Source organism: Novosphingobium sp. BL-S-34 (genome assembly GCF_056857015.1).
In genome coordinates this window covers 395,580-415,726 of record NZ_JBXEPV010000003.1, presented here as the reverse complement: position 1 = coordinate 415,726, position 20,147 = coordinate 395,580, and the positions used below count along the sequence as shown (strand labels likewise).

The window sequence follows — 20,147 nt, the reverse complement described above, 5'->3', positions numbered from 1 at the left end:
TCAGTCGAAATTGTAGCGAATACGTACCCCGATTGTGCGTGGCGGCCCCGGAATGATCGTCGCGGCGGTATAGGCCGGGTTCAACGTTCCGCCTCCGCTGGCGTAGAAGCGGTCCGTCAGATTGCGGACCCAAAGCTCGAACTCGACCGGAATTCCGCCGGGTCTGCGCCAAGTCACGCTGGCGCCCAGCAGTCCATAGGCCGATTGGCGGGCAAAGGCTTCGGTTGGTCGCTCGGTCAGACGGACGCTGCTGACGTAGGCATAATCGGCGCTTAGCCCCAGGTTGCCAAGCGCTCCCGGCAGCGCGATTTCGCGCGACAGGGCCAGCGCCCCACTGAAGGTCGGCGTGTAGGTAAACCGGTTGTTCAAGGGGGCACCACCCAGCAATGCGGTCAGCACAGAAGGCGCATCGATCCGGGTGTAACGCGGATCGATCCACGATCCGGTCAGTGTCAGATGAGTCCGCGCCCCCAGATCGAGTGAAAAATCAACGTCCAGCCCCACAATCCGGGCCTTAGCGCTATTGATGTAAAGAGTCAGCGGATCGGTCGCCAGATCGTGATCGCCATCGAAATTTACGTCGGGAAACAGTGCGCGCTGCACGTCGTCATAGAGGCCAAGGTAGCCCGACACTGCATAAGAACCGGTGATTCCCGCGACATTGATGCGCCCTTTCGCCCCCAGTTCGAAGTCCGTCAGCGTTTCTGGCTTAAAGGTCTGAAAAACCTTCAGCGTCCCACCCAGCGCCGGCGTGTTGTACCCTCCGGACCGGAAAGCGCGCCGACTGGTAAGGTAGACGCTATGGTCCCCAATCCTGCGGGTCAGGGCCAAAGTCCAGGTTAATCGGCCCGACCGCGCCTGTGCGCTGGTGCCCCAGTTGGCTAGGCATTCCTGTTCGGACAGCGGCGCAACGGTGGCGGATCGCAAGGCGCAGCCGCTGCTGCGCTCCCCCGTGTAGCGCAGGCCCACATCGGCGGTGGTATGTGCCGCTATCGGCAGGGTGAGCTGCCCGAACAAAGCAGCGCTGCGGAACGTCTGGTAGCTGACCGCGTGCGACGGCGGATTGTCGGGCCGGGTCAAGCGGGAGACGCTTTGCACAACCGGCCCGTCCGGCGCGCTTTCCAGATAGAAAACTCCGGCGATGTAGCGCAGTTTTCCGGCATGGCCCTGAACTTGCAGTTCTTCGGTCCATTGCCGCAATTGTGCGGAAATTACGGAATCGTAGATCGGCAGCGGTGTCCCGTCGCCGTCAAGGGCATAGTTCACGCGGGTCGTGCGAAGGCCGACGATGTTGCGGACCAGAAGATCGCTGTCGCCGAATTCCGTCACGTTGCCGATGCCTCGGAATCGGCGCTGGAATTGCGGAAATACGCTAGACTGCGACGTCCGCCGCGCCAGCGTTTTCTGCAAATCGAGGTAACTGTCGATGTCGCAGGCTCCGGCGCCGCAGTCGAAGTAAGGCGCGTTCTGCGCATTGCGCACGCTGCCGCCGCTGTAGACCCCGGTGAGGATCAGCGCAGCGCCCATCTCATCGGCGTTCAACAGATCTAATGTCGTCGTCGAGCGTAACGGACCATTGGGATCGAACCCCAGTATGGCCCGCATCGCATCGCTATGGACAGTGTCGGTGCGCTCACCGGAATGCAGCCGCGTATAGCCACTCCGCCGAACCCGCTGGCCGGAAACGCGCAGGGTCAGGCTTTGTGTGAGAGGCACTTCAACGGCGCCTTCCAGCCGGTTCAGCCCGTAATTTCCCCCCTCACCCTCGATATAGGACGGCACACCAGAGCCCGGCTGCACTGATCGCAGCAGGACTGCACCGCTTGTCGCATTGCGACCGAATAGAGTACCTTGCGGACCGCGCAGAACTTCTGCCGATGCCATATCGAATAAAGGCGAAAGCGCGGCCTGATTGGGCAAGGGCACTTCGTCCTGATAGACAACAAGGGGCAGGCGATTTTCGTCGCTAATCGACCGGCGCTGGCCGCGCATCACCAGAAGCGGGGTGGCGCTGCTTGTCTGCCCGGTGGCGACGAAACCGGGGGTGATGCGCGCCAAATCGGCCAGCGTTCGCACAGCCCCCCTTTCCAGCGCCGTACGATTGAGGTGGTTGACCAGCAGCGGCACGTCAAGATCGCGCTCCGGGCGGCGGCGGGCGGAAACGAGGATTTCCGGTGCATTCTCGACCGGAAGCGAGGACACCCGCAGCGTTTTACGAATGCTTGGCTGGGCTTTGACGATCAGGTAGACGCCGGGTGCCACGGCGCGGACGGACAGCCCCATGCCTTGGATCATCCGGGCCAGCGCTTCACCCGCCGATACGCGGCCATGTATGGCGTTTGTGCGCCGCCGTTCCGCTCCCGGCGCGTTTAGCAAGACTTCGACTGCAGCTTGCCGCCCCAGGATGGCGATTGCGTTGGACAAGGGCTGCGCTGGAACGTCCAGTTCTGGCGCTTGCGTTCGCGCACCGACACTCGACGAAGTAAGAACTGCGACCGCACCGATGGCTTTCGCGATGCAAGCACGCAATCGATGTCTTCCCAGTAACTGAAATATGAATTTCCCTGTTGGCGCGAAGCTATCGGGATTAGCGTCTTGCTTCAAGGGGAGGCCAAAGCCGCTGGAAAATATTCACGTTAGTTTTCTGAATGGTTTGTCCGACCGCATAATCCATTGGCAGAAATCGCCTGGCGCCCGGTGGAGTGATCGCTCTCGGAAAAGACTGTCGTTCGCGATCACAGTCACGAATGGTGGCTTTGTCCCAAGCCAAGCTTGTGTCCACCCATTGCTGCCGTTAACGCTGGAAATTCCGAGGCGCCGTTCCGGCCCGTCGGCTTTTGTGGCAGAGCGCGATCTAATCTCGGCGATTCCCTGTCAGGCGAAACGTCTAAATCTCACAGGATCCGCCTAAGGCCTGCATGAAGCCAGCTGGCTGCAGCTGTTCTAGCTGGGGACTTCGATCGATCGTCCTCATGTAATCCACTCGACAGGCTGAGGCGCACGCGCGAAGCTATGGGCATGGATTTCATGAAAATCATCGAGTCGCTCGATGAAGCCCTCTACAGCGTCATGAGCTGGCTAATTTTCTATCCAATAACCCTTTGGCGAACGATCGTCCAACCTCAGAGGATGATGGACTATGCCGATCGCGAAGTCTCTGATCGGCCGGAAGAGCAGTATGACGACGCGATCCGTCCACCACTTTTCCTGTTTCTGACGTTGCTCATTTCCCACGGGCTCGAAGTTGCAACGGTTGCGCGCAACCCAATTCTATCTGACACGCGCGGCTTGGCGGCTTTGGTCGACAGCGACCTGGGGTTGCTGACGCTCAGGATGCTGCTGTTCAGCCTATTTCCGTTAATGATGGCGGTCCGCCTCTTGCGTCGCCAGCACACACGCTTGAACCAAGCGAGCCTGCGCCGTCCCTTTTACGCGCAGTGCTACACGGCGTCCCCGTTCGCATTGATGTTGGGGATAGGCACTTTGGCACCGAATCTGCCGTTAGCAGGCACGCGTATCATTTCGGCCGGAGTGATTGGTGCTGGTACCCTATGGTATTTCGTTACCCAGGCCCGCTGGTTCGCACGAAAATTGGACGTGCCGTTTCTCGTCGGCGTCGGCGACGCTTGCGTTGCTTCCCTCTGCAGCATCGCCTTGTTCGTACTCGCCGCAATCATCGTCCACTAGCCGAGGCCTAGCCTATTGTAGGCAGCTCTGACGTTCTGGCAGGGAAGTGGTAGAACTGCGATGCATGTGACAATCTCGGCGGCGTCCGCATTGGTCGTAATGGTTGCGGCGTACACTGCCGCGGAAGTACTTGATGCGGTTGAAGAACCGCTCGACGAGATTGCGTTGGCGATAGACCCAGCCCGAGAAGGGGAAGCGTTGCTTGCGATTGGAGCGCGGGGGGATGTTTGCCCAAGCGTTCTTACTGGCGGCGGCTTCACGGATGGCATTGCTGTCATAGCCATTATCGGCCAGCAATGTAGCGCCTTCAGGCATGGCCTCAAGTAGGGCTTCGGCTTCCTGGCTGTCGTGGACCTGTCCGCCGGTCAGTCGCAGAGCAACGGGACGGCCGTCAGCATCAATGAGGGCATGGATCTTGCTCGTGAGCCGCCTCGGGAACCTCCCATGCCGCGATCACTGGCTCCCCTTTTTTACCCGTCGCACCATGCTGGTGGACGCGGACACAGGTGGAGCCGATCATTACAATTTCACCCTCAAAGGCGGCGGAAACCGTAGCGAGCAGTCGATCCCACACCCCGGCCGTGCGCCAGCGGACGAACCGGTCGTAGCAGGTCGTCGGAGGGCCATAGCGCTCGGGTATCTCCGCCCGAGGCGAGCCGGTGCGGAACCGCCAGAGAATACCGTTCAATACCCGCCGATCATCAACACGGGGAACCCCGCGCGGTTTGTTCGGCAGAAGTGGCCCGATGATCGCCCATTCCCTATCGGTAAGTTCGTATCGCCACCATGTCATCAAGCCTCCATCTCAATGGAGACGCTGGATCACGTCAGCCTCAAAACCTCAATCATTTCGAACCTGGCTTAGGTCAGCCGCTCCATTCGTCCGTTCGAGAAGTAGCCGATCCTTCTATCGCTAAGTTCCCCGCGCACGCGCGATGAGAGCGTAAGGCCTTCGTCGTCCAATAAGGCCACGTCGTTGTCGGGAAACCCTGCAAAATGGGCCTCCTCATACTTTCGCTGCCTAACAGCTATATCCGCAGCCAGTTGTGCAGACAGGCCTATGGCATCGGGCGCGACATATCCGCCCGCGACCGCATCACGCACGCCCGTACCCGAAAGCATGCCATCAATAAGAAGGTCAGTCGTCATTGGGCCAAGCTAGCTCGCCGCCCGCGCCGTCCGCAACAGCCCATCTCGTTTTATGAGTTTACGACCTAACACAAGAATCAGGCGCCTTCCTGTGGGAGCGCCGCTCTATCGCCTGACAGCGACCGAACCTCAAACGGGTTCGGTCGGGAAGGGTGACGGTCATATCCGGCGGGCTTGCTGATGCAGCATTCCGGCTGCCCTGCGCGCTGAGGCAAATGCCGCCCATGCGCGGCGAGCGCAGCTTTTCTTCACAGCCCGCCGTGTGTTTGCCGATTTCTCGAAGCTTTCATACCACTGACCGAGCCTGAGGTGATCGTCGTGGCGTCAGAGAGATGCTGGTATGATGTCTTTGCAGGTCCGAAGTGCGCGAGCGTTGCTTCGCGCTAGGTCGGCCTCCGACAAGGAGCGGTGGGGATGGGGCGGCGGGTCGCGCCGGTCCTGCGATGCGATGTCGCAGATGCGAAAGAATGTGAGTATTTCGAGCTACCATTTTCTCAGCTTTGCGTTCTAGGCATTGCCGGCAAGATTGGAGCGGCGGTGTGGGGGCAATGGTGTCTTTGGATTTGGAAGAGTTCGCGTGGGAAACAACCCCATTGGGCCCAATGGCAGGGTGGTCGCCGGAGCTTCGCACGACTTACGACATCATAATGTCCAGTGGGTTCGGGATGTGTGCGGTTTGGGGACCCGAGCGGACGTTCGTCTACAACGAAGCCTACATACCGTTCCTGGGCGAACGCCATCCCAGCGCGCTTGGTCGGCCCATTGAACAGGTGTGGTTTGACGTCTGGAAGGACATCGAGCCATTGATCGAACGGGCGATGTCGGGCGAAACTGTGCATCTGGAAAATATGCACTTGGTCATGACGCGAAACGGCTTCGTGGAGGACACCTATTGGACCTTTTCGTACAGCCCGCTGCGAGAGAGAGGCCGGATCGTCGGCTTTCTTGACGTCGCCTCTGAGACCACCGCCTTGATTGCCGCGCAGCATAGTGATCGGGCCAACGCGGAAAGGGTTCGGCTTGCCCTCAGCGCCGGGGCAATCATCGGTACGTGGGTCTGGGATATTCCAAATGACAGCTTCGCCGTTGATCCAGCATTTGCCCAAAGTTTCGGCCTGGATCCGGCGCTCGGCAGGACTGGGATCCCGCTGGAGCAGGTGATTGCCACGGTTCATCCCGATGATCGCGATGGCCTTGTTGCGGCGATCGAGGACGTCATCGAGCGCGGAGGCGCCTATGCGCACCAGTACCGCGTTCGCCGTGCGGATGGCTGCTACTACTGGATTGAAGCGAATGGACGGGTGGACCATGACCCTGATGGCACGCCGCGCAGCTTTCCGGGCGTGCTAATCAATGTGGATGAGCGGCGCGCGATAGAGGCGGAGCGCGATCGGGCTATCGCCATGTTGCGATCGTTGAACGAACAGCTCGAACACCGCGTGGAGGAGCGGACCCGCGAGCTGCGGGATTCGATGGATTTCGCGCGCTTGGCCCTGTCCGCGGTTGGGGGTGTCGGGGTTTGGACGTTCGATGCTGCTACCGATTGCTTCATCTGCGACGACAACATCTCGCGGCTGTACGACATCGATCCGGTGAAAGGTGCAAACGGCATCAAGCGAGCCGACTTCCTGGCCCACGTCCATCCAGACGACCAGGCTGCGCTTCGCGCCACGATGGCGGGCGGTCTTGTCAACGCTGGAGATCTGGAACTCGAATATCGGATCGTTCACCGCGACGGGTCGGTCCACTGGGTGCTCTCGCGAGGACATACGTATTTCGACCACGTGGGCAAGCCGGTGCGCCGCACCGGTGTCGGCGTCGAAACGACAAAACAGCGGCTGGTCGAGGAGCAGCTTCGTCAATCGCAGAAAATGGAAGCGGTCGGTCAGTTGACCGGCGGGATCGCTCACGATTTCAACAATCTTCTTCAAGGGATCACTGGCAGCCTGGAGATTATCCAAAAGCGGGTCGCACAAGGAAGGTTCGCCGGACTGGACCGCTTCGTGAGTGGAGCGACGACTGCAGCAAACCGGGCGGCTGCGCTTACCCATCGCCTTCTGGCATTCTCGCGGCGGCAACCTCTTGACCCGCGGCCAGTAAATGTGAATGCGCTGCTTAAGTCGATGGAAGATCTGGTTCGCCGCACGATCGGGGAGAGCGTCGACCTGGTGCTTGATCTGGCAGAGGGTCTGTCGCGTACGCGCTGCGATCCTAACCAGCTGGAAAACGCGGTACTCAATCTTGTGATCAACGCCCGCGATGCCATGCCCCATGGCGGCAGGCTTACAGTTGAAACGGCCAACCGGCAGCGCGACGCCCAGGAAGCGAGTGGCCCGGGCGGCGCTTCCGGGGAATACATCTGCGTCAGCGTGACCGATACCGGCACTGGAATGAGTGCGGATACGATCGCGAAGGCATTCGAACCGTTCTTCACGACCAAGCCGATCGGACAGGGGACTGGCCTCGGCCTTTCGATGATCTATGGCTTCGCGCAGCAATCCAAAGGTCATACGCAGGTCCACAGCGAAATCGGCAAGGGAACGAGATTCGAGTTATATCTCCCACGGTATCGCGGTGAAGATGGTGATGAAGAGTGCGACCTTTCGGTTCTGCCCAGCGACATACCGGCAAGCGAATCCGGCGAGGCGGTGCTGGTAGTAGAGGATGATGATGTAGTCCGCAGCTTGATCATCGAGGAACTGCATGAACTGGGCTATGCAACGCTTGAAGCTATCGATGGGCCCGGTGGCTTCGAAATCCTACAGTCCGCGCGGCGCGTTGATCTGCTCGTAACCGATATCGGGTTGCCCGGCATAAATGGCAGGCAGGTGGCCGATGCCGGACGCGTCCTGCGGCCCGGGCTGAAGGTGCTGTTCATGACAGGATATGCCGAGAATGCCGCTCTTGCTTCCGGCTTTCTCGAGCCGGGAATGGAGATGATCACGAAACCGTTCGCCATGGGTGCTCTGGCGACAAAGGTGCGGCAGATGCTTGAAGTATGAGGCGCGCTTGGGAACGCGCAATTCTTCCGGAACAATAACCAGCGGTAGAGAAGGTAGCTCGCACGCACGGGGAGGGCGACCGCAGTGGAACTATGTCCGCGCCCGGCCGCTACGTCTTTCAGGACGATAAGGAAGCGCACTTGAGCGAAACAAACGGCCCCACGATCCTGGTTGTTGAGGATGAGGCGCTGATCCGAATGATAAGCGCCGATATCCTGACGGAAGCGGGTTTTCACGTTCTTGAAGCGCAGAATGCCGATGAGGCCATAGCGATCATGGAAGCCGCCGACCACGTCGAACTCGTATTCACTGACATCAGAATGCCTGGAAGGATGGACGGACTGGAGCTGGCAGCGTTCGTGCACGCGCACTGGCCCGACGTGCGGTTGTTGGTGACCTCGGGCCACGTTGTTTTATCAAGCAAAGAGATTCCGGATGGCGGTCGTTTTGTAAGCAAGCCCTACGAACTCACTCGTCTCGTGTCGGAGGTGCGCGCGATCGTCGCTCTTCCCGCCAAGAGATGAGTGGATTTCTTACCTAAGTTCGCCCCAAATTGCTTGGGCGTAACGCGGGCTCGTTGACGCGCGCGCTGGTCGCAGCCCGCACGCGATTGGTACAGATCATGGTTGAGCTATCCAATCAGATCCGCGGCCTTATGAAGACCTTTTGTCTCGCTGTCCCCATAAAAACGGATCTCCCAAATTTGCCTGGGCTTCAGGGCCCGCTTCGCACCGAAAGTGCCCCCTGCATTCCAGACAGGGCGCTTGGGGGAAGCATTCACGGTTTCAGTCATTTCCATGATCATTCTCCAATTGGCCAAAATTGGCCATTCTGAAGAACGACTGCATCCCTCCGGGGGAAATTTGTAAGACTTGGCGCAAGTATTGCTAAGGGGTTGTAGAAGGCGTCGGCTGCAGAAAGGCCTCTGTTCGGGAGGGGCAGACCATGGCTGAGCATCAATTGACAAACTTTGCCAATCTTTGCTGCTTTCCTTGCCTTGGAGGTTGCCATGGCTACAATGAATATCTCACTGCCCGATCCGTTGAAGCAATGGGTGGAAGCGCAAGCTGACACTGGTCGGTATAGCAATGCCAGCGACTATGTTCGCGATCTCATCCGCCGTGACCAGGAACGCGCCGACAAGGTCGCCGCCATGCAGCGCCTTGTCGATGAAGCGCGAGCCAGCGGTCTGAGTGACGAAACGATGGCCGACATCCGGGCGCGAGCGATCAGCCAAGATGGCTTGCAAACCTGACCGTGCCACGTTTTGGCTTAACACGCGCCGCAGCCGACGATCTGACAGCCATCTCTCTCGAAGGCATAGGGCAGTTTGGCTTGCAGCAGGCCGAAGCCTATCACGAAGGGCCGAGCGCGATTTTCGCGTTTCTCGCTGATTATCCCCATGCCGCGCGCTTGCGAGAGGAAATCTCGCCTCCTGCCCGCGTGCATCCCTACAAGGCCCACCTGGTCATTTATGATGTGGGGGATGAGGGTGAGGTCATCATTCTGCGCGTCCGGCATGGTCAGGAAGATTGGATATCCCCGACAGAGGACGGCTAGCCGTGGCTGTGTAATGCATACGCCATTCTGTAGATCCTTTTGCGGCATTTCTCCTAACGATGCCGCGGCCAGGGGGCCTGAGCGCCCGTTCTGGCGGCAGGCCGGCTTGCAGCGGAACCGACCAACTCTTGCCGTCCATGCACGAGGTCGCGAACAGCAGGTATTGCTGAAAGCGGCCGTTGCTGCTGGTTGCCAGAAATCGCATACAACGGACCTTCATACGGCGATACGCGTTGCACGGTGAGGCAACAGCGTTCACGATGAACATTCCCGTTTGGAATGCAGAATATGGATCGCCTCTCAACCTTACAGCTTCTCATACGCATCGTTGAGCTCGGAAGCTTCACCCGCGCGGCCCAAGAAAGCGGCTTGGGCCAGCCTGCGGTCAGTAAGCAGGTAGCGGCGCTGGAGGCCCGCCTTGGCGTCCGCCTGCTGGAACGCACCTCACGCGGATTGAAACCAACCGCAGCGGGCTTGGACCTTTATCATTCGGCGGTCCGTTTGCTCGCCGACCTGGAAGAAACCGAAAGCCGCGTCCGGAACGGAATTTCAGGTCCGGCAGGGCTGGTCCGGGTCGCTACGCCGCCAGCGTTGGGACGGATGTTTATCATCCCTCGTCTACCTGATTTCCTTGCGCAATTCCCGGAAATCGAAGTTGAGTTCTCGGTCGCTCAGCGGACGGTCGATCTGGTCAAGGAAGGCATTGACGTCGCTTTGCGAGTGGGGCCGCTTAAATCATCGAATCTCATCGCGCGCAAGATCGGCAGCATGGAGATGCTGACCGTCGCGACCGAGGAATATCTCGCTGCTCGTGGCGTTCCCCATCACCCCCACGACCTTGACGGGCACAGCTTAATCGCGGGCCACACAGGCGGCGCCACCCATGATTGGCAATTCAGCAATGAGGGCGCGGCCCTTACGGTCACGCCCGCCGGCGCTTTACGCTCTGATGATGGCGAGGATCTGAGAGCGGCAGTCCTTGCTGGACTTGGCATTCTACATGGCCCCTCGGCGCTCCTTCGCGCCGACCTCGACGCCGGCAGGGTCGTTCAGGTCCTTGAGCAGTTCACGCCCGAGGCTGTGCCAATCAATCTCGTCAGCACCGGCGGACGCAAGATGGCCCAGCGCGTTCGCGTCTTCATGGATTTCCTGGCGGCGACGTTTGCCACCGATCCCGGTCTGGCTCCTCGATAGCAAGCATTCCTTCAAGGAATGGTAGCTAGTCGCCATGCCTGCCTACTGATTGACGTGTGGACCCATAGATTGGGCTGACCTCGCGAATGCGATTGATCAGAAAGGTACGATCATGACGAACCTCAACACCGATACACCTCCTGCCTCCGTTGCCGACAAGCTTGGAGTGGTCGAAGCACTGTACCGCTTCGCTGCCGGCATCGATCTACGGGATAACAACTTGCTGGCTTCGTCCTTCGCGGCCGATGCGGTATCGGATTTTCGGCCTGCCGCTGCCAAGGCGGGCTTTGAATATCCCGTTGTCGAAGGTCGCGACACCATCGTTACGGCTCTATCGACCTCCCTCACTGGTCTCGACACCACGCACACCGTCAGCAATCCGCGCGTGAGCGTCGACGGCGATAAGGCCCGTCTGGACGCGCTGGTCGAAGCCCAACACGTCCCTACTAGCGATCCCTCGAAACATTACCTGATGAAGAACCGGTACGATGTCGAGCTGGTCCGTGACGGCGATCTGTGGGTGATCCAGCGGGTGACGATCGACAACGTCTGGCGCTCGGGCGACATCGGCGTGCTCGGCTCGATCTGATCGCGTGAGAAAGACCGCCGCCTCCAGGCGGCGGTCCACCTCCTACTGTTGCTGCCGCCAAGGATCGCATGACGATGAATGACATTCTGGAAATCCAGATGCTGAAAGCGCGTTATGCCCGCTTCGGCGATACGAAGGATTGGGCCGAATTTCGCAAATGCCTTAGCGATGACTTCCATTGCAGGGTCGAGGGCACCCCTCGCGCCTCAGCCGACGCCCCGGCAGATTATGCCGTCAGCGGCGCCGATGCCTTCGTCGCCAATGCCCAAAAGATGATCTCAGCCATCGAGGCAATCCATCAGCTTTCATTGCCCGAGATCACGATCACCAGCGATACGACCGCCACCGGCATTTGGGCGCTCCATGACTATCTTCTGGCGCCCCACTGCATCTTCAGGGGGTGGGGTTACTACCACGACGAGTATGTGAAAATCGCCGGGCAATGGAAGATCCGCAAGAGCGTGGTCACCCGGATAAGGGTCGAAGAAACCTGGCTCTGACGCATCCCTAACTCTACACAGCCTGCCGCCGAAAACAGGATGCCTCATGGTCGTTGGTGATCCCAACCACCTGCATCCAGGCATAGACGATCGTCGGGCCGACGAACTTGAACCCGCGCGCTTTCAGGTCTTTCGAGATGGCGGCCGATAGCGTGGTCTGCGCTATATGGACGTCGCCCATGATTGGATGGCCCGATGTGAACGACCAACAGTAGGCGGCGAAGTCCTCGCCGCGGTCCTGCATCGCATTGAATATCTGCGCGCCCCGGATCGTCGCCTCGATCTTGGCGCGGGCACGAACGATGCCGGGATTAGCCATAAGGCGCTCAATGTCGTTCTCGTCGAACGCGGCGACCTGCTTCGGATCGAAGCCGGCGAAAGCCTCCCGGAAGGCATCCCGCTTCCGCAGGATGATCTCCCAGGAGAGCCCGGCCTGAAACCCCTCGAGCATCAGGGTTTCCCACAGTGCCCTGGAATCGCGCTCGGGCACGCCCCATTCGGTGTCGTGGTAGTGCTGCATCAGGGGGTTTGATTCCGCCCAACTGCAGCGATGCCGATCGTTCATGGCCTGGCTCTCCTGCTTAGTCACAGATCGACGATGCTGGTGTCGGCGATCGTCTCGGCGAAACCGTCCCCGAACAGGCCGGCAGGGGTCTGGAAACCGGCCCGCACTTCGCCGCCCAGGACGCGCCGCGCGGCTTCAGCCGCAGCGATTGTCGTGAAGGTGTAGCCGTTAACGGTATCCAGAACAGAGCGGGCGACTGTGCCATCTTCTCCGACCACCTCGACCGCAGCGTGATAGCGATTGGCTTCCCGCTGCTCCAGCGTCGGGCCGTCCGGCATCGCCGCGAGATCGCCCTCCGGGAATGCCCCTTCGGTCACATGCACGAATGTCTCGATGTCGGGGATGCCCGTCGCACGCCAGATCGTGATGAGATCAGGGAGCGTGACCGGAAAAGACGTCGCCGGCCCACTGCCGAAGTCGAACGTCCGCACCTCCTCGGGGCTGCGGGCCACAAGCGTGCCACCGACGCGGTGCAGTGTTTCCGTCGTCAGGTTTTCGCTGGCGCTGACTGCCGACCCGCGCGAAAAGCCGCCGGCAACGTGCAGAGCAATGCTGAGCTTGCGCGGCGCGGCAACACGCTTGGCCGCGTGGCTGGCCAGCGAGCCCAGCATGGCGACGCTGCCGCCGCTGCCCGGCAGCAGCATGACGCCGGCGGCCTCGGCTTCTGCATCCAGCGTTTCGGCGAGCCGATAGCTATCCAGTTCCGCAGCGATGTCGAGATAATGGACGCCGGCGGCAATGCAGGCGCGCATCAGCGGCTCTGCGGTTCGCATGAAAGGACCAGCACAGTTGAGCAGGACGCCGATGTCTTTCAGTGCCCTCCGGGCGCCTCCTTGGTCATCTACCGCAAAAAGCCGGTAATCCACGCCAAGATCTGCCGCCAACGCCGCCAGGCGATCCTCGTCCTGCGGTCTGCCTGCGATCACGAAGTCCAGTCCGTGAGCCTTGGCATTGGTTGAGGCCATGCGGCCGGTATATCCCGCCGCGCCATAGATCATCAGTTTCGTCATATCAGTGCTGCCAACTCTTGTAGGTGAATTCGAGGCTGTACCCGTCCGGATCCAGCACGTTCGCCGCATAGTAGCGGGGATCATAGTGAAGCCGGGTGCCGGGCGCGCCATTATCGGTCGCGCCTGCGGCCATTGCGGCTGCGTAGGCCGCGTTCACTTCGTCTTGCGAGTTTGCGACGAAGCCGACATGCGCAGCCCCGCCTTCGACAATACCCGGGCGCAGCCAGAAGAACATGCGGCCGTTCGCGCCGAAGCCCTTCAGATCAGGATGCCCCGGAGGGCCATCCTTGCCGTCATAGTCGACCCGCTGCGTGATCCCGAGCGGCGTCAGCGTAGCGGTATAGAAGGCGATCGAGCGATCGAGATCGCTGACCGAGAGGAAGACGTGGTCGAGCATAAGTATTCTCCCGTTCAGATGATGTAACCGCCGGCGATCTCGATCGACTGCGCGTTGACCCACTGGTTTTCGTTCGACAGCAGGCTGGCGATGGCGCCGCCGACATCATCAGGCTCGCCCACGCGACCGAGCGCGGTCTGCGATGCAAGCAATGCCTCGAATTCGTCATTGAGGCCGCCGCCCAGATCGGTGCGGATCGGCCCCGGCGCAATCGAATTGGCCCGGATACCGCGATCACCGAACTCCTTGGCCATATAGCGCGTCAGCACCTGAAGGCCGCCCTTGAAACTCGCATAGGGCGCCACGCCGGCTGTCGCGACCCGCGATGTGGCGCTGGCGACGTTCAGGATGTGGCCGCCATCGGCCATGATCGGCAGCAGTGCCTGGGTGAGGAAGAACGGCCCTTTGAGGTGGACGGCGAACAGCCCGTCAAATTCCTCTTCGGTCACCGTGACGATCGGGTTGAACAGGCCATAGCCCGCATTGTTGACGAGGCCGTCGAAGGTGGAGCGATCCCAGGTCGCCTTCAGCGCAGTGCTGACCGCATCGCGAAACGCCGGGAACGAGGATGTGTCGGCGACATCCAGCTTGATCGCGACGGCGCTGCCACCATCAGCCTCGATCTCGGCAACAACGGCGTCCGCCATGGCCGGATTGCTGTTGTAGGTGAGGACGACGCCCATGCCGCTCTTGGCACAGAGATTGGCGGCGCTGGCGCCGATGCCACGGCTTCCGCCGGTGATGATGACAATTTTCAAGGAAACCTCCAATGTTGCTTGCTGTCCATTGGATACACCCGCCCCTTGGACGCCGCTCTCTCGATCCTCTCTGATACCTGCCTGATTCTGCTTTTGGCTTGGCCGAGACGATCTCGCGTGAGATGCTCTTCCGCATGAACACGACCCTCGAAGAACTCCGGCGTCTTGCCGCCCATGCTGAAAACCGGCGAACCGAAACCGGCATCCCGCGCGTGGCAATGGTTCAAGGAGCGATCCCGGAACATGAACTGGCGGCAGTCTACGATCCGATGATCAACCTCATCCTGACTGGATCGAAGACGATGACAGTGGGAAGTCGGACGTTTCGCTATGACCCCGCGACCTATTTTGTCATGTCGGTGGACCTCCCGGCAGTCGGTGCGGTCCATCCGGCAGAGACGGGCGAGCCCTATCTTGCGGTAAGCCTGACGCTGGAGCCGACCATCGTAGCCAGCCTGCTCGCTGATCTGCCTAAACCTGCCGGGGGCGAGCTATACAGCTCCGGCTTCTCCGTTGCGCCTGTTACCGACGAGCTGCTCGATGCCTGGGCGCGAATGCTACGCCTCATGGAACGCCCTGGCGACATTCCAGCGTTAGCCCCGGCCTATGAGCGAGAAATTCTATATCGCGTCCTGCAAGGCCCACATGGCTGGATGCTCCGCGACATCGCGGCCCCCGGGACCAATCTCTCGCGCATCGGCGTCACCATCCAATGGATCAGGGAGAATTTCACCAAGCCGCTCAAGGTCGAGGCGTTGGCCGCTATGGCAGCCCTGAGCGTTTCCGCGTTCCATCGCCACTTCAAGGCGGTGACAGCACTCAGCCCGCTTCAGTATCAGAAGCGCATCCGGCTTTTGCACGCCCGTTCGCTGTTGATCGCGGGAGAGGGCAACACGACCTCGGTCGCCTTCGGTGTCGGTTATGAGAGCGCGACCCAGTTCAGCCGCGAATATTCCCGCTTCTTTGGCTTGCCCCCGTCGAAAGATTCGCTCCAGATCGTGCGGGGGATCCACGCCGCAGTGGCTTGATTACCCACTGCGGCGGGAAGGCCGGCCTGCTATATTTCCGCTATCAGGCAGCGGCTATCCAAGGGCCTTCCCCGTGAACATGGACGACCGTCTCTTCCTCCGACCATGCAAAATGCGCGACGCCTGGTGGGATGGCGACGACACCACCCGGCGGCACTGCAATGCCCTTGGATTTGTCAAAGGTGTCGCCGATGCCGACATAGAGCGTCCCTGAAATTACCGTGTTACGATCAATGAAGGGCGCCTTGTGCATATGCGGCGGCGTATCGATGCCGCCGGGGAACCGAACCCGCGCCAGAAATGGGCCCGGCGATGAAATGCTTCCTTCGACATCCACATATTGGACGCCGGGGGCATTCGGGAAATCCTTCCATTCGACAGTCTGGAATGTTTCGATGATGACCTGGTCTGACATTTGGGGATTTCCTGTTCTGTGCGTCCCGGTGTGAATTTACTGGGCAGAATGGAGAGATAGGCAGCGCCTAATACCCCACAAGAACGGTCAGATTGGGTCGTAGGGAACAGAAATGTTCGTGAAGAAGCACCTGATCAGGCGGGTTCCTGCCGATCATTATATTCAGTACGCGCACTTTCGATTTCTGGCCGATTGGACTGCGCCCACTCCATCAGCGTGTCGAGCGGCTCGATTAGGGATCGGCCCAGCAGGGTCAGTTCATATTCAACCTTAGGCGGAATGGTCGGGAAGGCGCGGCGCTCGACAAGGCCATCCTGTTCGAGGCCGCGCAACGTCAAGGTAAGCATTCGATGGGAGATGCCGTTGATCGCCCGCTGAATGGCATTGAACCGCGTCGGACCATTGGCCAGCACGCCGACAACCATCACCGTCCATTTGTCGCCAATCCTGTCGAGGACCTGCAACAGCGCGCGGCAGCCTGAGTGGTCCTCTGGGTCTATAGGGGGAATGGCCGACGCCAAGATTTGGGCTTTTGACATTGCCATTCGCACCTGCGTTGTGGACTATCTCGGACATCTAGCGCTGCATCCCGCCCGCGCCGTGATAGCTATCACCAAACGCCACGAACAAAAAGTGCGTTAGTTTTAAAGTGTCGCTGCGGATGACCGCTTATGGCGGATACAGTCACCTCGGCAGGTCAATGGGAAAGGCCGCAATGTCCCACATCGCGGCGTTTGGCGCGCGGCAAAACCGACCCTTATTCGCCGTTCAGCCGCTGATTTTTCACTCCTATCTGCGGCTGGTCCGCTTTCCCATTCCTGGACCCACTTCCGGCGCATTACCGCTAACCGGGCACTAGCATCCGCACACAAGATGCGATATGATAAAATCATATTTGAACGGAGGGCGGTATGGCTGCGAAGGCAATAACGGTAACGCTTGGCGAAATGTCATCGCACGCCGAGCGCCATCTGGCGTCTGGCCGATATGCTTCTATGAGCGAAGTGATGCGAGCGGGTTTACGCGCGCTGGATCGCGAAGAGGCAGTTTTGGATGAATTAGTGCGCGTCCGCGTTGCGGAAGCCCTAGCTGACCCCCGTCCCCCGATGCCGCTCGACCGGGCATTTGCGCAGGTTAGGGCCTCGATCGCCAAAGCATGACCTATGATGTGCAGCTGTCGGCATTGGCGATCGAGGATTTGATTGCACTTCACCAATGGGTGAGCGTGGAAGCTGATATTCCCACGGCAGACGGCTATCTTACCAGAATTGAAAACCGCATCGCAGCGTTGGGCGATTTCCCGCAGCGCGGGTCGCCCCGTGATGACTTAGTGGTAGGCCTGCGAACGCTGACATTCGAGCGTCGTTTAATAATAGCGTATAATGTAGATGGGAAGGTCGTCACCATCCAGCGTGTCATCAATGCTTTTCGTGACCTGGCACCGATTCTTCGAAGCTCTTCAATTGGCGTATGATTGCCATTTTCTGCTGTCGACCCTTTACGGACACTCAGCCCCCGATTTTCCGATCCCATCTGCCGCCCGTCCGCTTTCGCATCTTCGTTGCTCAAAAGGGCCGGGAGGCGAAAGTCAGGTTCCGAGAGATTGACCGTCACTTGGTGCCGTTTCCCGTAAATCAGATCGTACGGTCAGATTGCGGAGTATACCAAATGCCTGTAGGTCCCGAGCCAGGAGGTGAAGCCACAGTGCAAGACTTTGCAGACGTGATCACGAACATGGCATCTGCAATATTCTGTCTGTCGTTTTGCTTCCAGAATATCAGGACCACCGCAGACTGCGCCTCATGCGCTCCGGTTCTGCAATTTTAACTGCTGTATGGCTTCTGCTTGCGGTGGTTTACCCTGTACCAGTTATGATCGAAGCTCCAGAAGAGACTAGGGCGCTTGCGGTCTATGTAACGCGCGCGGCTTTTCTCGGCAGCATCATCGTTGTCGCTGCGATTGCAGGATGGCGTCGATTTCGAGCGATATTTAGCATTTTCGGCTAATGCCGGCTTTATAGCCCTCTTGCCTGTTGATTACCACTGAGAAGTGACCCCGGGGGGGATTCGGACGAAATCTTGGACCACCATGGAGGTAGTTCATGTATTCCTACGCAGACAGGATCCGGGCGGTTGAGTTGTATCTCAAGCTCGGCAAGCGGATTAGGGCGACCATTCGCCAGCTGGGTTATCCTACCAAGAATGCGCTTAAATGCTGGTGCCGAGAGTACGAGCAGCAGCAGGATTTGCGAGAGCGCTGCGCGCCTCGATCGCCGAAGTATTCCGAGGCTGACAAGCAGGCGGCGTTGGAGCACTACCGCACTCACGATCACTGCATTGCATCGACGATGAGAGCCTTGGGTTATCCCGGTCGTGGCACCTTAAAGGCGTGGGTTCGAGAGGCGTTTCCGGATGCGAGGGCATCCATGGTCGGTCGATCCTGGCGTCCCGCGTATCCCGAAGCCTTAAAGCAGGCCGGTGTCATCGCGTTATGCTGTGGAGACGAAAAGGCGCAAGAGGTAGCGGATCGTCTGGGCGTTTGCCGACCGACATTGTACAACCGGAAAAGCCAGTTACTGAGTCATGAGGCTCTGTCAGCTATGAAGCACCGCAATACCTCTCCGCCAGCGTCGGAGCGCGAGGCGCTTGAACGCCAACTCGAAGCCTTGCAACGCGATATCCATCAACTGCAACTTGAGCATGACCTCCTGAATAAGGCCAACGAACTCTTAAAAAAGGCCTGGGCGTCGATCTGCACCTCTTGGGAAATCGGGAGAAGACACAGCTGGTTGACGCCCTCAAAGATATCTATCGGCTGCCGGAGTTGCTCACCCAGATAGGTTTGGCGCGAAGCTCTTACTTCTACCATCACGCCCGGGTGAACCTCGCTGACAAGTATGATGTCATTCGGCGCCGCATTACCGCAATCTTCGAAGCCAATCACCGCTGCTACGGCTATTGCAGAGTACAGGCGTCGCTGGCCAAACAAAGCGTGACAATCTCGGAGAAGGTTGTGCAGCGGTTGATGAAGGAGGAATGCTTTTCGTCGCCAAGCCCAAACGGCGGCACTTTGGCTCGTACTTGGGCGAGATCAGTCCTGCGCCCGAGAACCTGATCAATCGCGATTTCCACGCGAAGCCGCCTAACGAAAAATGGCTCACCGACATTACGGAGTTCCAGATCCCGGCCGGCAAGGTATATCTCTCCCCCATCATCGATTGCTTCGATGGCATGAACGCTCATCAGCCGGGCGCAAACTTCATCCGCCTTTGCCCGGTCAGTGAGAAGGCGATTGTATGCCCGCAACTGCTCCTCGATCGTCTCCATGGACGCAATGAGCGGAGCAAACAGGGCCTTCAAATCGGGACGCTGTGCATAGAACGCCATCAGGCGTTCGGTACGCCGGCCCGGCGTTCTGGCGGTGCCCATACGCAGGCCGAACAGCTTCAGGAGGCCACGCAGCTGATTGGCCATGGATGTCCGTGCGTTGATGAGCTGGGCGAGGATACGCAGGGCCGCCCTGTCTGTATGCGTGGCCGACGCTTTCATGTGGACGCGTTTGTACCAGCCCGTGCGCGCCAGCTGGGCAAGCCCTTCCGCGTCATGGACATCGCTTTTGTTCACGCGGGCAGAAAGGACGCCCTTCGCGTGCCGGGCGCAGATACATTCTATCGCGACACCACGCTCGACCAGCCCATGATACAGGAACGTCGATAACGTTCCCGTCTCCAGCACCACGCGTGTCAGATCGCTGCAATGTTTGTTAAGCCATTTGGCCAGAACATCGGGATCGCTCTCGACAACATCTCGCCGCAACACTTTCCCGTCGACGTCGACCACGCAGATATGCGTCGTCTTGTCACTCACATCCAATCCTGCGTAGATCGACATCGGTCATCCTCCAGCATTGAAGCGCCAAGGCGACTTCGTACCATGCACGAGGGTGGCTAAATCAATTACGCGGTGTCCTAACCCAAGGCGTTGCGCGTTTGTCGAAACGACTCTTTGGCGCCATTCAGACGCTAAAATCCGAAGTCAATCTGCAGACGGTCCGGTATGCGGTGCGTGTCGGCTAAAGCCAGCTCATCTTATAACCTGCAGCGAATGTTGCCGTCGGGATAGGGTAATCGATTGGGTCAGGCAAATGCACAGAGGCCTTCCGGCTTCAACTCCGGGCCCCACGAGACTGGATGGTTTGGGCCAGCGTGAAAACGCGTAACGCAGGCGTGCATTTTAGCTAACATACCGCAGGGCGACGCGGGATTCGATCTCACCAGCGATCAGCCAAGAGTGG

The 20,147-nt window shown here is 59.4% G+C and carries 19 protein-coding genes and 4 pseudogenes; 13 read left to right on the top strand and 10 right to left on the bottom strand.

The features are described 5' to 3' along the window. Positions 1-2,424 (bottom strand): TonB-dependent receptor, encoded by a 2,424-nt coding sequence (locus AC1VV3_RS24720; protein ID WP_482963649.1) that lies wholly within the window; start codon positions 2,422-2,424, stop codon positions 1-3. A 594-nt stretch (positions 2,425-3,018) separates the two neighbouring features. Between AC1VV3_RS24720 and AC1VV3_RS24715 the strand changes: the two genes are divergently transcribed. After that, the gene (locus AC1VV3_RS24715; protein WP_482963648.1) at positions 3,019-3,687 is read left to right on the top strand and encodes a hypothetical protein; all 669 of its coding nucleotides are present in this window, start codon (positions 3,019-3,021) and stop codon (positions 3,685-3,687) included. 12 nt (positions 3,688-3,699) lie between these two features. On the opposite strand, the pseudogene AC1VV3_RS24710 reads toward AC1VV3_RS24715, so the two are convergent. Then, positions 3,700-4,480 (bottom strand): annotated as a pseudogene (locus AC1VV3_RS24710) (IS5 family transposase). A gap of 68 nt (positions 4,481-4,548) precedes the next feature. Further along, positions 4,549-4,836, bottom strand: coding sequence for a hypothetical protein (locus tag AC1VV3_RS24705; protein WP_482963647.1), 288 nt, complete (start codon positions 4,834-4,836; stop codon positions 4,549-4,551). Positions 4,837-5,483: 647 nt separating this feature from the next. On the opposite strand from AC1VV3_RS24705, the gene AC1VV3_RS24700 reads away from it, so the two are divergent. The 8 genes and pseudogenes from AC1VV3_RS24700 to AC1VV3_RS24665 all read left to right on the top strand — a co-directional run bounded on the left by AC1VV3_RS24700 (position 5,484) and on the right by AC1VV3_RS24665 (position 11,681). Next, positions 5,484-7,838, top strand: a complete 2,355-nt coding sequence (locus tag AC1VV3_RS24700; RefSeq protein ID WP_482963646.1) for a PAS domain-containing protein — start codon at positions 5,484-5,486, stop codon at positions 7,836-7,838. Positions 7,839-7,978: 140 nt separating this feature from the next. After that, positions 7,979-8,362, top strand: coding sequence for a response regulator (locus AC1VV3_RS24695; RefSeq protein ID WP_243654516.1), 384 nt, complete (start codon positions 7,979-7,981; stop codon positions 8,360-8,362). 53 nt (positions 8,363-8,415) lie between these two features. After that, positions 8,416-8,520: pseudogene (locus AC1VV3_RS24690) on the top strand (IS110 family transposase); the annotation flags it as partial. Between the two features lie 327 nt (positions 8,521-8,847). Next, positions 8,848-9,093, top strand: a complete 246-nt coding sequence (locus AC1VV3_RS24685; RefSeq protein ID WP_482963645.1) for a type II toxin-antitoxin system ParD family antitoxin — start codon at positions 8,848-8,850, stop codon at positions 9,091-9,093. 2 nt (positions 9,094-9,095) lie between these two features. Beyond that, positions 9,096-9,398 (top strand): type II toxin-antitoxin system RelE/ParE family toxin, encoded by a 303-nt coding sequence (locus AC1VV3_RS24680; RefSeq protein ID WP_132270567.1) that lies wholly within the window; start codon positions 9,096-9,098, stop codon positions 9,396-9,398. A 279-nt stretch (positions 9,399-9,677) separates the two neighbouring features. After that, positions 9,678-10,592: a LysR family transcriptional regulator gene (locus AC1VV3_RS24675; RefSeq protein ID WP_482963644.1), complete on the top strand. Its 915-nt coding sequence runs from the start codon at positions 9,678-9,680 to the stop codon at positions 10,590-10,592. A 112-nt stretch (positions 10,593-10,704) separates the two neighbouring features. Next, positions 10,705-11,181, top strand: coding sequence for a nuclear transport factor 2 family protein (locus AC1VV3_RS24670; protein ID WP_482963643.1), 477 nt, complete (start codon positions 10,705-10,707; stop codon positions 11,179-11,181). 68 nt (positions 11,182-11,249) lie between these two features. Further along, on the top strand, positions 11,250-11,681 hold the full coding sequence (locus AC1VV3_RS24665; protein ID WP_482963642.1) for a nuclear transport factor 2 family protein: 432 nt from the start codon (positions 11,250-11,252) through the stop codon (positions 11,679-11,681). A 13-nt stretch (positions 11,682-11,694) separates the two neighbouring features. Here AC1VV3_RS24665 and AC1VV3_RS24660 read toward each other — a convergent pair whose 3' ends face one another. From AC1VV3_RS24660 to AC1VV3_RS24645, 4 genes are read right to left on the bottom strand one after another with little or no spacing between them, the layout of a single operon-like run. Continuing rightward, a complete protein-coding gene (locus AC1VV3_RS24660) occupies positions 11,695-12,246 on the bottom strand; it encodes a DNA-3-methyladenine glycosylase I (protein WP_482963641.1) in 552 nt (183 codons plus the stop codon). 20 nt (positions 12,247-12,266) lie between these two features. Next, positions 12,267-13,256, bottom strand: a complete 990-nt coding sequence (locus AC1VV3_RS24655; protein ID WP_482963640.1) for a saccharopine dehydrogenase family protein — start codon at positions 13,254-13,256, stop codon at positions 12,267-12,269. 1 nt (position 13,257) lies between these two features. Then, entirely contained in the window at positions 13,258-13,653 is a 396-nt protein-coding gene (locus AC1VV3_RS24650; RefSeq protein ID WP_482963639.1) for a VOC family protein, read from the bottom strand. Between the two features lie 14 nt (positions 13,654-13,667). Further along, complete coding sequence (locus AC1VV3_RS24645; RefSeq protein WP_482963638.1) at positions 13,668-14,411, bottom strand: SDR family NAD(P)-dependent oxidoreductase; 744 nt, start codon at positions 14,409-14,411, stop codon at positions 13,668-13,670. Positions 14,412-14,545: 134 nt separating this feature from the next. Here AC1VV3_RS24645 and AC1VV3_RS24640 point away from each other — a divergent pair, with 134 nt between their 5' ends. Further along, complete coding sequence (locus AC1VV3_RS24640) at positions 14,546-15,439, top strand: AraC family transcriptional regulator (protein ID WP_482963637.1); 894 nt, start codon at positions 14,546-14,548, stop codon at positions 15,437-15,439. Between the two features lie 43 nt (positions 15,440-15,482). Here the strand turns inward: AC1VV3_RS24640 and AC1VV3_RS24635 are convergent, their stop codons facing one another. Continuing rightward, the gene (locus tag AC1VV3_RS24635; protein WP_482963636.1) at positions 15,483-15,854 is read right to left on the bottom strand and encodes a cupin domain-containing protein; all 372 of its coding nucleotides are present in this window, start codon (positions 15,852-15,854) and stop codon (positions 15,483-15,485) included. Between the two features lie 134 nt (positions 15,855-15,988). Beyond that, the gene (locus AC1VV3_RS24630; protein WP_482963635.1) at positions 15,989-16,393 is read right to left on the bottom strand and encodes a winged helix-turn-helix transcriptional regulator; all 405 of its coding nucleotides are present in this window, start codon (positions 16,391-16,393) and stop codon (positions 15,989-15,991) included. 372 nt (positions 16,394-16,765) lie between these two features. Here AC1VV3_RS24630 and AC1VV3_RS24625 point away from each other — a divergent pair, with 372 nt between their 5' ends. From AC1VV3_RS24625 to AC1VV3_RS24615, 3 genes and pseudogenes are all read left to right on the top strand, one after another. Further along, on the top strand, positions 16,766-17,014 hold the full coding sequence (locus tag AC1VV3_RS24625) for a ribbon-helix-helix domain-containing protein (RefSeq protein ID WP_132270574.1): 249 nt from the start codon (positions 16,766-16,768) through the stop codon (positions 17,012-17,014). Next, complete coding sequence (locus tag AC1VV3_RS24620) at positions 17,011-17,328, top strand: type II toxin-antitoxin system RelE/ParE family toxin (RefSeq protein WP_465128607.1); 318 nt, start codon at positions 17,011-17,013, stop codon at positions 17,326-17,328. Before AC1VV3_RS24625 ends, AC1VV3_RS24620 begins: the two co-directional genes overlap by 4 nt. Before the next feature lie 627 nt (positions 17,329-17,955). Then, positions 17,956-19,087 (top strand): annotated as a pseudogene (locus tag AC1VV3_RS24615) (IS3 family transposase); the annotation flags it as partial. A gap of 219 nt (positions 19,088-19,306) precedes the next feature. On the opposite strand, the pseudogene AC1VV3_RS24610 reads toward AC1VV3_RS24615, so the two are convergent. After that, positions 19,307-19,744, bottom strand: a pseudogene (locus tag AC1VV3_RS24610) (IS110 family transposase); the annotation flags it as partial. Positions 19,745-20,147: the final 403 nt, after the last annotated feature.